At 32.2% G+C, this 14,733-nt stretch carries 12 protein-coding genes; 7 read left to right on the top strand and 5 right to left on the bottom strand.

Going from position 1 to position 14,733, the window contains the following annotated elements:
- Window positions 1-61 precede the first annotated feature (61 nt).
- From OEA66_RS11525 to OEA66_RS11515, 3 genes are all read left to right on the top strand, one after another.
- Window positions 62-700, top strand: coding sequence for an alpha/beta hydrolase (locus tag OEA66_RS11525; RefSeq protein ID WP_267281504.1), 639 nt, complete (start codon window positions 62-64; stop codon window positions 698-700).
- Between the two features lie 93 nt (window positions 701-793).
- Window positions 794-2,119 (top strand): PDZ domain-containing protein, encoded by a 1,326-nt coding sequence (locus OEA66_RS11520; protein WP_267281503.1) that lies wholly within the window; start codon window positions 794-796, stop codon window positions 2,117-2,119.
- A 1-nt stretch (window position 2,120) separates the two neighbouring features.
- On the top strand, window positions 2,121-2,645 hold the full coding sequence (locus OEA66_RS11515) for a hypothetical protein (RefSeq protein WP_267266620.1): 525 nt from the start codon (window positions 2,121-2,123) through the stop codon (window positions 2,643-2,645).
- Here OEA66_RS11515 and OEA66_RS11510 read toward each other — a convergent pair.
- From OEA66_RS11510 to OEA66_RS11490, 5 genes are all read right to left on the bottom strand, one after another.
- Entirely contained in the window at window positions 2,642-3,685 is a 1,044-nt protein-coding gene (locus tag OEA66_RS11510; protein WP_267281502.1) for a L,D-transpeptidase, read from the bottom strand. The genes OEA66_RS11515 and OEA66_RS11510 overlap by 4 nt on opposite strands.
- 120 nt (window positions 3,686-3,805) lie before the next feature.
- Window positions 3,806-4,642, bottom strand: coding sequence for an XAC2610-related protein (locus tag OEA66_RS11505; protein ID WP_267281501.1), 837 nt, complete (start codon window positions 4,640-4,642; stop codon window positions 3,806-3,808).
- Window positions 4,629-5,048 carry a hypothetical protein gene (locus tag OEA66_RS11500; protein ID WP_267281500.1) on the bottom strand — a complete coding sequence of 140 codons (420 nt, stop codon included), beginning with the start codon at window positions 5,046-5,048 and terminating at the stop codon, window positions 4,629-4,631. The genes OEA66_RS11505 and OEA66_RS11500 overlap by 14 nt, the downstream gene beginning before the upstream one ends.
- 280 nt (window positions 5,049-5,328) lie before the next feature.
- Window positions 5,329-6,867, bottom strand: coding sequence for a RagB/SusD family nutrient uptake outer membrane protein (locus OEA66_RS11495; RefSeq protein WP_267281499.1), 1,539 nt, complete (start codon window positions 6,865-6,867; stop codon window positions 5,329-5,331).
- A 10-nt stretch (window positions 6,868-6,877) separates the two neighbouring features.
- The gene (locus OEA66_RS11490) at window positions 6,878-9,790 is read right to left on the bottom strand and encodes a SusC/RagA family TonB-linked outer membrane protein (RefSeq protein ID WP_267281498.1); all 2,913 of its coding nucleotides are present in this window, start codon (window positions 9,788-9,790) and stop codon (window positions 6,878-6,880) included.
- 352 nt (window positions 9,791-10,142) lie between these two features.
- On the opposite strand from OEA66_RS11490, the gene OEA66_RS11485 reads away from it, so the two are divergent.
- The 4 genes from OEA66_RS11485 to OEA66_RS11470 all read left to right on the top strand — a co-directional run bounded on the left by OEA66_RS11485 (window position 10,143) and on the right by OEA66_RS11470 (window position 14,672).
- Window positions 10,143-11,615, top strand: coding sequence for a tetratricopeptide repeat protein (locus tag OEA66_RS11485; protein ID WP_267281497.1), 1,473 nt, complete (start codon window positions 10,143-10,145; stop codon window positions 11,613-11,615).
- Between the two features lie 29 nt (window positions 11,616-11,644).
- Window positions 11,645-13,111, top strand: a complete 1,467-nt coding sequence (locus OEA66_RS11480; RefSeq protein ID WP_267281496.1) for a tetratricopeptide repeat protein — start codon at window positions 11,645-11,647, stop codon at window positions 13,109-13,111.
- Window positions 13,112-13,419: 308 nt separating this feature from the next.
- Complete coding sequence (locus OEA66_RS11475) at window positions 13,420-13,857, top strand: LuxR C-terminal-related transcriptional regulator (protein WP_267281495.1); 438 nt, start codon at window positions 13,420-13,422, stop codon at window positions 13,855-13,857.
- A gap of 245 nt (window positions 13,858-14,102) precedes the next feature.
- Window positions 14,103-14,672 carry a hypothetical protein gene (locus OEA66_RS11470; RefSeq protein WP_267281494.1) on the top strand — a complete coding sequence of 190 codons (570 nt, stop codon included), beginning with the start codon at window positions 14,103-14,105 and terminating at the stop codon, window positions 14,670-14,672.
- Window positions 14,673-14,733: the final 61 nt, after the last annotated feature.

Genomic DNA, 14,733 nt, shown 5'->3' with positions numbered 1-14,733 from the left:
TAAATCATTTCAGTTGAAAATTATCAATTTAAAATCGCTCATTATTAATTATATTTGCTTTATGAATTTAGATTACATCGTAAGGGAACCCGAAAATATTACACCCGACACCTCCATCCTTTTTATGCTTCATGGTTATGGCAGCAATGAGCAGGATCTTTTCAGCTTCAGAGAAAGCCTTCCAGCGGATTGGATTATTGTAAGTTTCAGAGCACCAAAAGACACTCAGTTTGAAGGATATTCTTGGTACGATATCGATTTTAATAATCCTGAACAATTTATTGATATTGACCAAGCCAAAGAATCGCTAACTGCAGTTACAGAAAATATTATGGCAATTGTAAACAAATATGGACTTACTAACGGAAAAACACATTTGTGCGGTTTCAGTCAGGGAGGAATTTTGTGTTATGCTTTGGCTTTAAAATATCCGCAATTATTCAATCTGGTTGCTTGTTTGAGCTGTTATCCTGAAGAAAAATTATTGACCGATATCGTAAAAGAAAAAAAGAAATTAGAAAATCTCAGATTTTTTGTTTCTCACGGAACAGATGATGCTATTATTCCTTTTGAATGGGGAAAAAAAGCAGCCGATTTACTTTATGATCTGAGCTGTTATTTTACTTTCAGAGAATATATGAGCGGTCATGGCGTTAACCAAAAAAATTATATTGATTTGATGGAATTCTTTTCTAAATAAGAAATCTTACTCTTTTCAATTCTCAAAATACTAACATTCTTCAGTAAGAATGTTTTTTTTGTTATGTATGATATAATTCACTAATTTCAGTTTATGAAAATTTGGATTTTTATATCGATTTTATTTTTTAGCATTTTAATGAATGCGCAGGATAATTTTGAAATTAAAGATGCCAAAAAAGTCGTTATCCCATTTAAGTTTATCAATAATCTGATTTTCATTCCGTTGAATGTAAATGGTGTTGAACTTACATTTCTTCTCGACACTGGAGTTGCAGAAAACACAATTTTCAGTCTTGAAAACAAAGAAATGGCTATTAATTCAATGGAAAAAATGAAATTTTCAGGATTGGGAGGCAATGCAAGTATCGAGGGTTTTAAATCTGATAAAAATATTGGAAAAATTGGCAATCATTTTGTGAATAATTCCTTATCACTTTATATTATTCTTGATGAAAGCTTCAATATTTCGTCACACGTAGGAATTCCTGTTAACGGTATTATCGGCTATCATTTTTTTAAAGATCATCCGATTATTATTGACTATAACTTAAAGAATATTACTGTTTTTAAAGATTTAGAATTATTCAGAAAAAAGATTAAAAAATTTGATCAGCTTCCTATTTCTGTCGAGAAAAATAAACCTTACATCAATACTGATGTTGAAATGACGAATATAAAGAAAGATTCAAAACTTTTGATTGACCTCGGAAACAGTGATGCAATCTGGCTTTTCCCGGTTTTAATTAAAGACTTTGTTTACAACCGACCGAATATTGAAGATTTTTTAGGAAGGGGTTTTAATGGAGATATTTTCGGAAAACGCAGTCGTATTCACAATTTTTATTTTGGAAAATTTAAATTTAATAAACCTCTAACTGCAATGCCGGATGAATATTCTATTCAGCATTTAAGCTTGGTAAAAGACAGGAAAGGTTCGCTTGGTTCTGAAATTATGAGGAGGTTTACCGTTGCTTTTGATTATCCTAATGAAAAATTATATCTGAAAAAAAACAAATATTACGAAGACCCTTTTCATTTTAACATGAGCGGACTTGATTTTAAACAAGATGGATTGCAATGGGAAAAAGATTATCTGACTTTCAGAACTTTAAACGAAAAATCAGCTTCAGGAAACAACGAGACTTACAACAGTAATCTTCAATACAAATTTGTTTTAAAACCTTTGTTTTCGATTGCCGGAGTAAGAAAAGATTCTCCTGCTGATAAAGCCGGTTTGAAAAAAAATGATGATTTAATCATTATCAACGGAAAAAAAACTTTTGATATGACTTTAAACCAAATCATGGAAATGATGAAATCTGATGAAGGTAAAACAATTAACATGACAGTAAAAAGAAAAGGTGTAGAATTGAAATTTTCCTTTATCTTAGAAGATCCAATCCCTTATCAAGAATAATATGGAAACCAAAGAAACAACTTTAGATAAGATAAGAAACCGCCCGAGATTTAAAATGTACACCCATCTCACGAAAGAATCTTATGCTGAAAATTTAAAAAAATATTTAATCGAACATAAAGACGAGTTCAACGGAAATGTAAACACTGAAGTCGCAACAATTTCGGTAAAAACTTCAGATGATAATTACTGGAAACCATGTTTAGCTTTACGAACTGAGCTTGATGAAGAAATTACGGTTGTAAGAGGAGTTTTCGGTCCGAGTTCAGCAGTTTGGACGTTTTTCATGTTTCTCTATTTCCTTTTCTCAATTTGTTGGATGACTTTTTTCACGATGTATTATGTTGAAAATCAAATCAACAGTCATGAATTTCCTTGGGCTTTGAATGCTTCTTTTCTAATGTTAATTTTTATTGCAGCAACGTATGCAGCAGCAAGATTCGGGCAAAGTAAAGCAAAGGATGAAATGCAAAAACTCCGCAAATTTGCGGAGGAATCTACTTTAAAATTTGAAAAAACTCTTTAATTATCTGAAACTTCAGTTTCCTGAAGAGCGGCATGCGAAGCTTTTGCTGATTTAATAGAATCGGCAACTTTTTCACGATTGGTTTGTTCGAAAATCATTTTCTCAACGTTTGGTTGAATTAGTTTCGTCATTTCTTCTACCGAAATATTGTTTGCATTGGGATCGTTCAGAAGATTTCTCCAAGGCTTTCTTTTCCCCCAACCATAATCTCCGAAAACCATTACCGGTGTTCCTTTTGCTTTGGTTGTTGCTCCACCTGGATTTAAAACCCAAGTATCGGCATAATTATATAACCAGATTGCATCTTTCATCAATAATCTTAAACAAGAATGCGATGCAGGATAACCGGGAAGATCATACTGATGCCATCCAATTCCGTGTGTATTGTGAATATTGAAGTTATAAGGAAGCTTCCATTCACTTTTTACGGTTGAAATTGCTAATTTCTTTTTCCAGTTGGCAAACATTAAACCTCGGTCTGTCTGAGCTGCTTTTTTACCCATACTTGTAGGTCCCCATTTTACCAAAGCTCCGTTTGAATACACTCCATAAGCCTGAATTGGGTATGAAAATACCACAAATTTTTTCACATCGCTCAACACATCAAGCTGTAAAGGAAAAGGCGAATAAGACATCAAAGTTGTGTCAATTTTTGCGGGAACAACCAATGTGTCAGAATTCCATTTGCTTTTGGAATCTAACCGGTTTAATGCTAAAATCGCATAACGTTCTCTCTCGTTGTATTTTTTACTGAAAATCGCATACAGCGAATCTCTCATTTTTTTATCTTTCGGAATTGCAAAAGCATTGTAGAAACCATTTTCCTGCATCATTGGAGGTGCAGATTCTTCCACTGGTTTAACTTTTATAGAATCCGGATCTGCAGCATTTTTTGCAATTTCACCGGCTGTTTGACTTTGTTGAGGTTGCTCGTTTTGTGTGACCTCATCTTTTTTACATGAAGTCAGAATTAAAGCGAAAAATAAAGTGTAAAGAATTGATTTTTTCAAAGTTCGGTTTTTCATAAATAAATGGCTCATCTGAGTTTGATATATAGTTACAAATATCAGACCTAAATTAAAAAAATTCAGGAATATTAATTCTACAAGTCTTGATTAAATCTACAAAAAAATCTTTTATTTTAAAAATTTAAATTAAATCTACTCATTAACTTGCTTGGAACTCATCCAAACCAGATTTCCGTTTTTATATTGATAAAAATCTCTCCACCATCTTGCTCCGCCTCTGCATTCGCTGGAAATTATTTTTTTAGTTTTATCTAATTTTAAATCGCAAAAACATTCACACTTTGATTTTCCGAAATCAGGTTCTTTCAATTCTTTAAATTTTCTATTTTTAGGATCAAAAAGAAAAACTGTAAACGTTCTGTAAACTCCCATTCCTGCATCAGGAATTGAAAACGAAATATCATCAAAACCATCAAAATTATAATCATCAATAATTGCATGTCTCGAGAAATCTGGGCTGTCAACATCGGCTAATTCTACATTGGCAATTTGTTTGTCAGGATAAATAAATTTCAGACGATTATCATAGAAAATGTTGTAATCAATCATCACATCATGAAGTAAAAACTTAGATATTCCATCAAATTTTTCAGATCTATCTTCTTCAAATTTAAAGGTGCGATTGTCCTTTTTACGAATATATTTTATCTCAAACAAATCTCTCAGACCTTCTGTAAGATAATACGTTCCATTGATTTTTCCGTCAATAATTTCATCCCAAACATAAGAAGTAAAATCTGGTTGCCCCTCTTCTCTCCCACTTTTATCGACATGGTATTTTTTTATTATTAAAGGAATAATTCCTTTCTGGTTTTTATACTGTACAAAAGCTCCTTTTCCTTTGGTTCCATAATAAATTTTTAGGCTAAATGGCTTTGCTTTACCCATAGATTTTAAGGTAAATGGTTGAGCATTAATTTTTAAATTAAAAAATAATGTGAGGAGAAATAATATTTTAAACGTTTTCATTTCTGAATAATTTTTTATTGAATTGATAGTAATAGAATCCCCAAATTGAAAACCAAGGTACAACAGAAATCATTGAAATCAATATAATTTCCTTATCAAAAGTCTCTTCTGAAACTGCAAGAAAAAAGGTAACGGAAAAGAGAAAAGGAAATAAAAACCAACACAGTAATCTTAAAATTGAATTTTGAAAAATTTTGTTTAAACTCAACAAAGCGAAAAACGAAATCAAGCTTAAAAAAAGGATCCACATAATAATTAATCCGTAAGCCAAACCGCCCATATCACAATTTCCATATTCATCAGTAGGATTTTTTGCTGACTGCATATATAAATACAGAAATATAATAGAGGTGAAAGTTGAAAACAACCAGGTTTTAAAAATAGACAAGAAAATAAATCTTTTCATATTGTGTAATTTGAATTATTTAAAAATAATGAATTTCTGCAATACAAGCTTTTGATATTTGTTGGTTTTAATTTTAAACGCAAATTTCGCTAAGATTTTTAACGACTATAATTTTTTAAGTTACACAAGGTCGTTTCACTTATAAAAGTTCACAATTTTTTTAATCTGTAAATAATTAATTACAGAAAATTTAAGAATATGATTACATAAAAACAAAAAACCTTCCGTTTCGGGAAGATTTCTTGAGATTTAAAATATAAGTTTAAAATAAGTTTAAATTCTAAGGATTTTGGTCATAACCAGCAATCTGAATCTGAGATAAAGGAACTTGGTATAAATAATCGTTGGCTGTAATTGTAAAGTTGTAATTTAAAGCCGCTGCAGCCTGATTGATAACTGCAACTCCTGTATTCCAACGTACTAAATCATGCCAATAAATACCTTCTCCTGCAAACTCGATTCTTCTTTCTTTACGAAGTGCCGTTGTGAAATCTGCAGCAGAAATTGATGTAGAAACCGCTGGAAGACCTGCTCTCTGACGAATTCTATTCAAATAAGGAACAGCTGTACTTGTACTTCCCTGAGTATTTAAAACTTCTGCATACATCAAAAGAACATCTTCATAACGGATAATCGGGAAATTAATTGGCCAATCATAACGGTTGGTAATTACTTTTCCAGGCTCACGGAATTTGATAAAATAATTTCCATTGTCTACTAATCCGTTTTGAGCAATAAATTGAGTTTTAACGGTCACAGCTTTTCTTAAATCTCCTGGTTCGTAAGCATCAATCAACGATTGAGAAACTCCCAATTCACTTGAAGTAAACAAACTTCCCTGTGCATTATACAAAGGATCTGCAGTTCCAAAATTCGGTGAAACATAACTCGGCAAATAAGAACCTTGTGACAAACCTCCGCTTATATGCTGGATTTCGAAGATGTGGTATTTATTATCATTGACACTTTTAAACAAATCTGCATAATTCGGCGACCAGGTAACAAACTGACCCTCTGCCTGAATTACTGCAAACAAATGATCTTTTGCTTTCGCAACATACGAGCTGTTGTTTAAAGGATAACCTGATCCTGTAAGATAAATCCTCCCTAACATGGCATGAGCTGCAGATTTTGTCACTCTTCCTTTGTTAGCTGCATCATATGTATTTTTCAATCCTTCTACAGAGGCTTCAAGTTCTGAGGTAACGAAGTTATAAAGTGTTGCTAAATCTGTTCTTGGTATTGCAGCAGCTTCTGTAGGACTCACCGGTTTTTCGATTAAAGGAACTTTCCCAAAAGCACGCATCAATTCAAAATAAGCATAAGCTCTTAAGAAACGGGTTTCAGAACGATATTGCTCTTTAGTCGATTCACTTGTAAAAGGAACGTTATCGATTCTTGATAAAATATTATTGGCATATGTTACCATTTGATAGGCATCTTCCCAAAGAATTTCCATTTCTTCAGTTGAAGAATTATCCTGAAAACGGTTGATTGCGTAATAATCTCTGTTTCCGTTTTGTGAAAGTGCGGTATAATTATTAGAACGAACTTCCGATGCCAGTAAATAGAAATTAACATCAAAACCACCTCTTGAAGAAGCATTAATCATCGCTGAATATACTCCCGAAACCGCCTGCTGAATCTGTAATTCTGTGGTATAAAAAGAAGTTTGCGTGATATTGTTTTCAGGTTCAAGCATCAAATCTTCTCGGCTACAACTTATTGTTCCCAATGTTAATGCTCCAAAAATTAATGCTTTGCCTAAATTTCTCATATTAAATTGTAATCTGTTTCTATTTATAATAGTTGTCTTCATTGTAAAAATTTTAGAAATTAAAGTTTAAGCCCATCATATACACTTTTGCATTAGGATATGCTCCGTAATCGGTACCGTCTGACTGTACAGATTCAGGGTTGTAACCACCGTAATAATTATCTTTTCTCCAAACATTTTCTAAACTCACATAGAGTCTAAGGTTGGAAATTTTTAATTTGCTTACCAATTCCTGAGGGAAATTATATCCTAAAGTCACATTTTTAAGCTGAATATAAGTAGCATCATATAACCATCTTGTATCTAAAAGACCTCCTGTAGTACCATCTAATCTTGGAGTTTTTCCGTCTCCCGGATCTGCGTCAGAACGCCAACGGTTTGCCCAATTTCCCATTACGTTAGTAGTAGTTCCCATTCCCGGTCGATCGATTGCACGACCTAACAATGCATAGCTATAACCTCCTTTCTGACCTTGAAAAAACACAGAAAGATCAAATCCTTTATATGAAAAAGTGTTGGTGAATCCCCAATAATAATCCGGAGTCGGACTTCCGATGATATGACGGTCATTGTCGTCAATTTTACCATCTCCGTTAGAATCTCTATACTTCACGTCTCCTGCAATTGCACCTGTTGTTTTTGCAACACCTGCATTGTTGATATCTGCTGTTGAAAGTACACCTATCGCTTCATACAGATAAAAAGAGTTCAGCTCCTCACCTACCTGTATAATATTCGTTAAATTGCTGAAACCTGTATAAATAGGCTTGTTGTTATTCCCTAACTTCAATACCTTATTGTTATTGAATGCAATGTTGGCTGAGGTATTCCATTTGAATTGCCCTGTTAAGTTTTTTGTGCTTAATTCCAATTCTAAACCTTTATTCTCAACAGAACCAACATTCCTCCATGCTGTTGTATAACCCGTTGCTGAAGCGATAGGTTCCTGAAGAAGAAGATCGTTTGTTTTTTTGATATAATAATCTGCTGAGAAATCGATTCTGTTGAATAATCCCAATTCAAGACCGAAATCTGATGATTGTGTTTTCTCCCATGTCAATTCAGTACTTTCAATACTGTTCGGTACCAAACCATTCGATAAAGCACCTCCGAAAGAATAGTTCCCTCCTGCCAAAGTTCCAAAATGTCTGTATTCACCAATCGCATTATTTCCATTTTCCCCCCAGCTGTATCTCAGCTTTAGATTACTCAGCCACGATCTATCCTTTAAGAAGTTTTCTTTATCTACTTTCCAAGCTGCACCAAATGCGGCGAAATCTCCATAAAGATGATTCCAACTAAATCTGGAAGAACCGTCTCTACGAATACTCGCAAATACCATATATTTTTTTTGGTAATCATAGTTTACACGCCCAAATAGCGAAGTCAACATCCATTCTGAAGCGGTATATTCTGAATTTAACACAGAAGCCGATTGCGTAAAGTTGAAAGTTTTCAAGTCATCATTCGCAAAACCTTTGTTACGGTTATACTGCGCTGTTGTTCTGTAATTTTCCGCACTGTATCCTGCAAGAGCAGTAATAGTATGAGAGCCGAAAGTCTTTTTATAGTTTAATAAAGCTTCTCCTAAATATCTGTTGTAATTTACCGTTCTTCGGCTTGCAATACTTACTTGCCCCGGAATATTAGTAACTAAGTTGAAAGTCGGCGTATATCCGTTATTTATGTTAAAATTATTGGTTGCCGCTCCCGAAATTTTAAAATTTAAATCCGGTAAAATGTCATAAGACATATACATACTGGATAACATTCTAAACTCGTTGGTGTTATTGGTAGTATTCTCTAAAGTACCAATCGGACTCACTGTAGAACCAGCCCATCTGTATCTTATATTGTTCCAGAAATTGGTATAAAGCCCTGCTCCTAATTCTGCAACAGGAACCATAGAAAGCATTTTGTGTGCTTCATTGTCTTTTCCGTCAACTGCAGCACCGTAGCTTTGTGAGTAACTTGGTCTTAATGCAATTCCTGCTTTCCATTTACTGGAAATATTAACATCAACTACTGCACTTAAATTAAATCTATTAAAACCGGTATTCAATGCCATACCTTCCTGATCAAAATATGCCGCAGAAATCGCATATTTCACATTACTGCTTCCTCCTCTTACTGATAATTGGTAGTTTTGAATCGCAGCCGGACGATAAAATGCGTCCTGCCAATCAATGTATGCTACCTGATTGGTTCCCCATCTTGGGTCAAGCATCGTATTGATGTTTGCCAGATTATAATCGGTCGTATTTGGTAAATTATAATAATTTGCTCTTACTGCGTAACTATCAGAAGCAGAATTACCGGGAGCTAAAGCCACCCATCTTTTATTAATGGCTTCAGTAGCATAATCAATCCATTCTGAGCTGCTCATAATATCCAGCTTTTTCTCAATGGTTTGTACACCATAATATTGAGAAAATGTGAATGAAGGTTTTCCTGTATTCCCTTTTTTTGTGGTAACAATCACAATACCGTTCGAACCTCTGGATCCATACATCGCTGTAGATGCAGCATCTTTTAGCACTTCAATCGATTGCACATCATCAGGAGAAATATTTGCCATGTCATCGGCAACTATTCCATCGATGACATAAAGAGGAGAATTACTAGCAGAAATAGAAGCAGTACCACGAACTCTGATTTCTAAAGGTTCTCCCGGTTTTCCTGTTGTAGAACGTGTTTTAACCCCGGCAATCTGTCCCGTTAAAGCTTGATCTACTCTCGCAATAGGACGATCTTTGAAGCTTTCCGCACTTACTCTACCTACAGAACCAGTAACTTCACCTTTTTTTTGAGTACCATAGGCAATAATGACTACTTCCTCAATCTCTTTGGTTTTATTTTTAGATTGTACCGTATCTTTTACTGTACCCGTGTTTTGTTTTTCCTGTGCAAAGATAAAACTTGTGGTACTTAGCAAAATACCCAGAGTCACTATTGATTTCTTCATTCTCTGATTGGTGATTATTAATTATTTGACATTTACTTTATATATACTTTCTCTTAAAATCAAAACATAAGAAAAGTTAAATCTGAAAGACATGATATTTCTCATATTTCTATTTCATAAAAGTATACTTATCGGAAATTTCTGCTATCCTGTGGTTACCTGCCAATGTTTCGTTATGAATAATTATTTATTAATTTAATCATAACATCTATGAATTTGAAGTAAATTTTGTAAAAATGCATCCTCATATTTAAAATTTTTATCGAAATTTTTCGTAATTGATTAAAAGCATAAAATGATCAGGTTGATATTTGTATATTTGAAAAACTATTAACTTGAATGAAAGCTGATTATGAAAATTTTTAAGTACTTCCTTGTTCTTATCTTTATTGTCAGTTATCCCTTAAACAAAGGACAAAAAAAGAATTATCCAAAAATCGATACTGCACTTTCCCGTATTTATTTCCAATCGATAAACACATTTGATTTTATTAATGGGATTAGAGAAAGTACAAAACTGATTAACGAGTCTAAAAAACTTAATTATAAAAAAGGAATTGCAAAAGGAAGTTTAAATATTGGCAATTTTCTGGTTAATTTAAACCGATACAAAGAAGCGCTTATTTATCTCGAAATTGCCGAAAAAAATAATCTTGAAACTGAAGATTATCTTACAAGATCTGAGATTTACACAGAATATGGCAAAATTTACGGAATGCTGAATCTTCATCAAAGAGCAATTGATTCCTTTGATAAAGCAATTAATGAAAATAAAAAAGTAAAAGATTCTCGTCTTAAAATACTAAATCTACAAATTGCATATGCCTGTAAAGCTGAAAGTTCTAAACTTATTTCACAATATGATTCCACATATATCTATTTCAAAAAAGCTTATGCACTCGATCCTGACCCTATAACAGGAGCTAATATCGCTGACTATTTTATAAAATATAAAAAAGAGCACATAGATTCTGCAGAATATTACCTTAAAGCTGCCGAAATAAATTATCAACAAAAAGAATACGATTCTTTTCAAAAACTTGCTTATTTATTGGTCTACGGAGAATACTATTTTCAGAAAGCAGACTATAATAAATCTTTAGAAAAATATTTGGAAACCGAAAAGATGTCTGCTCAATTAAAAAGACCAGATGTACGAGTGGAGGCTTATGCATTTATTTCCAAGATTTACTCAAAATTACAAAATCCACAAAAATCTGCTGTGTATTTGAAAATGCAGGCAGATCTTTCAGACAGCTTAAAAATAATAAACAATGTTGCATTAGATTTATCGGTTGAGAAGCTTATTAAAGAAAAGGAAAGCGAAAAGCTGAAAGAAGCAGAGACGCTCAGGAAGAAAAATCGTTACATCCTCGTAACTGTGATTTTCATAACCGTGCTTATTATCACATCAGGATATCTTTTTTATGTAAGAAAAAAACGGGAAAAAGAAATTTTAATCAATGATCAGAAAGGTCTAATTCAAAAAAAAGAAGCAGAGAATAAAAATCTTGAATTTAAAGTAAACTATGCTTTTGAAGAAATAATGCATCTGGCGAAAAGAAACAGCCCTCATTTTTTGGTACGATTCAAACAAGTATATCCCGAATTTTGTCAAAAAATCATTGCATTACAGCCGGATCTTTTGAATTCTGAATTGACATTTTGTGCTTATTTGAAACTTAATTTCTCCACAAAAGAAATAGCTGCATATACTTTCGTAACCGAAAAAGCTGTGCAAACAAGAAAAAGCAGAATCCGAAAAAAGTTTGACATTTCTTCTGATGAAGATCTTTATATGTGGTTTCAGAATAAAGATTTATAAATTTAATTTATAATAATAAATTATTGGTTTTGAAAGGATTATTATTTATACTTTTCGCTTCATTTGTTTTCAATTGTACATATTCTCAACAAAAAAGCTCAGAGAACGTAAACCGTTTGCTTAGACTTTCTGAGCTGAGCAGGTACCAAAACGGAATAAAATCTTTGGAATATGCTAAGAAAGCATACAATATGTCTAAAGAATTAAAAAATGATGAACTTATCGCAAAAAGTAAAATCAGCATTGCGTATCAATTGTTTATACTTGAAGATTATAAAAAAAGTTTATACCAAATCTCTGATCTTGAGAAGACTATATCTGTTGATAATGAAATTCTTAAAAGTAAAATTGTAGAAATCAAATATGTTAATTATAATGTATTGGGTCTGGAAGATCTAGCAATAAAATCGCTTGATGAATATATAAACATTTTGAAAAAAGTCCCTTCTGATTCCGCAAAGCAGGAACTCGTAAAAGGATATTTTTATTATGCTTACAGACTTCAGGATAATGATTTAAAAAAAGCTAACAATTACATTGATAAAGCTTTGCAAATCGGCAAAACCCTGAAACTTAATGAGACATTAAATACTTATATGATAAAGGCTTCTATTTGTATGGGGCTCAATCAGATGGATTCTGCTCAGATTTATATCTCGAAAGCATTTGAAGAAACCAAACTTAAAGAACATATTACTTATAAGTACGCTGCATACGAGCTTCAGGGAGATTATTATTTTAAGATAAAAGACTATGATAAAGCCGTTATTGCCTTTCAAAAGACTTTAGCAGAAATCGATTCGATGAAAATTGATGACTTTTTTTGCCTAACAAATACTACAGCCAAACTTGCAGATATTTATACGATATTGGGCGATAAAGCTAAGGAAAAAGAGTTTAGAGAAAAATATCAGAAATACAACGACCATTTAAAGGAAAGAAAAAACGAAGGTCTGAAGCAGACCATCGACAATATTCTGAATGAACAGGAAGAGAAAAATGAAAATTTAAATACCAAAAACAAATGGATTGTTTTTCTGATGTTATTTTCAGTTACATTGGCATTATACTTTTATTTTAAAATTAAAAAAACAAAACGAAGAAAGAGAAACATTTTACAGCAAAATCAGGTTTTAATTACTGAAAAATCAGAATTGGAAAAAGAAAAGGATCTTCTGAATAAAAAAGCTAATGAAAACAAACTTGCAGAACTGATTGAGCTTGCCAAAAAAAACAGTCCCGAATTCACTATTCTTTTTGAAGAAATCTACCCAAATTTTATAAAAAATATAAAAGTCATTAATCCCAAAATAAGTAATTCCGAACTACACTTTTTGGGCTTGGCTTTTCTGAATTTCACTACAAAAGAAATTGCAGATTTTACTTTTGTTACTGTTTCGGCAGTACAGTTGAGAAAATATCGAATTCGGAAAAAATATACGATCCCTTCTGATGAAGATTTTAATGTTTGGATGCGTAATTTGAATACACATTAAAGATTTTTGATATCTATTATTATTGATAAGAGATCTTGTTTCTATACTTCACCATAAATCCATATCCCATTAATCTATATAATTCTGTTATTATTTAACAGGTTATTTTACTATTAAAATCAAATTCCCAAAACATTTATATAAATTTTAAGCACTTAAAATCAACCACTTAAACCCTATGTAGTATCTATGTAGGGTCACTTTTTTTTGCATATAGTTTATTTATTGATTCATTTGTAGCAGAAAATTCAGAATATAATATCAGACTCTTTAAGGTCATATTCTGTTGATTCTAAAAAACATACATAATGAAAAAAAAAGTACTCATCAATTTCCTTCAGATTGCTGTTGTTTTCGGTGGACTTTACTTCTATTTAAAGAACAAACAAAAGAAGTCCACTGACAACGGTCAACAAAAAAAAAATGAAAAACCAAAAACCCGTTATTTTATCAATGACGATCTTGATGAAGTTTTTCAGCTAGCAAAAATTAATGATCCCTTCTTTCTCGCAAAATTCAAAAAAATCTATCCAGAATTTTGCAACAAGGTTATTTCTCTTTGTCCGGATATTCTAAATTCTGAGCTTATTTTTTGTGCTTACATCAAACTCAATTTTTCAACAAAAGAAATTGCCAAATATACATTTGTCACCCAAAAAGCTGTTCAGGTAAGGAAAAGCAGGCTGCGAAAAAAGTTTAATATTCCTTCAGAAGAAGACCTATATATCTGGTTCAAAAAATTGTAATACAAACAAAGCCAGAAAACCAATAATCACCTGAAAAATAACGAATTAAGCAAATGTAGCATCCATGTAGGGTCTGTTATTTTTTCTGCCAGTTCTTTTATTTATTCATTTGCCAAAGATTTCCGAAGAGACAATACCTATCACATTTTTAAATTTTCCTTTTAGAAATTATTTAAACTGATAAACATTTCAATTTTATTTTTCATCACATTTCATCTACTCAAGTAGATATTCAAACCAAAAACATGAGCAAAACTCCAGTAACAACAATCTTTCAAACTGCCCCACTCTTTTGTCGGGTGAAGATTCTGTTCGTTTTGCTTTTTCTGCAAGCTTTTTATACAATTTATGGTCAGATGAGCTTACAGGGAAGCGTTGTTATCATTGATGAAGAATTGCATAATAAGAGAATAGATTACCTGTCTGTCACCTCAGGAACATACATTTATAATATTACTGAAAACAGGAACAAAAAAGAAAGCAAGACCATTTTAGCTATTGCTAAAAAACCAAAAAAAAACCAATCCTCTAAGAAAACAACAGTCAAAAAAAGAGAACATCCTAAAGCTAGCCAACTAAGATATTATACAGGTAGCAGCTCTGAAGTTTTTTTTAATGTTCAAATTTCAAAAGGTTTTGTTTGTACTGGAAACAATTATCATATAAAAAAGGATGCTACTTTAACAAAACTAGAACTTTCTGAAGTTTTTCACTTTTCGAAAGACTTCAAATTAGCACTCGCATATCATTTAAAAACACATTATGATTATTCTAAAAAGCATAAAATAAGACCTCCTCCCTCATCATTCATTTAATATCAATATAGCCTTATCATAAGGCAAATTAAAATACACAATAGAAAATTAATTTTCTAAA

It is taken from the genome of Chryseobacterium luquanense, from assembly GCF_026460945.1.
Taxonomy (GTDB): Bacteria; Bacteroidota; Bacteroidia; order Flavobacteriales; family Weeksellaceae; genus Chryseobacterium; species Chryseobacterium luquanense.
This window is presented reverse-complemented; position numbering and strand designations above follow the sequence as displayed.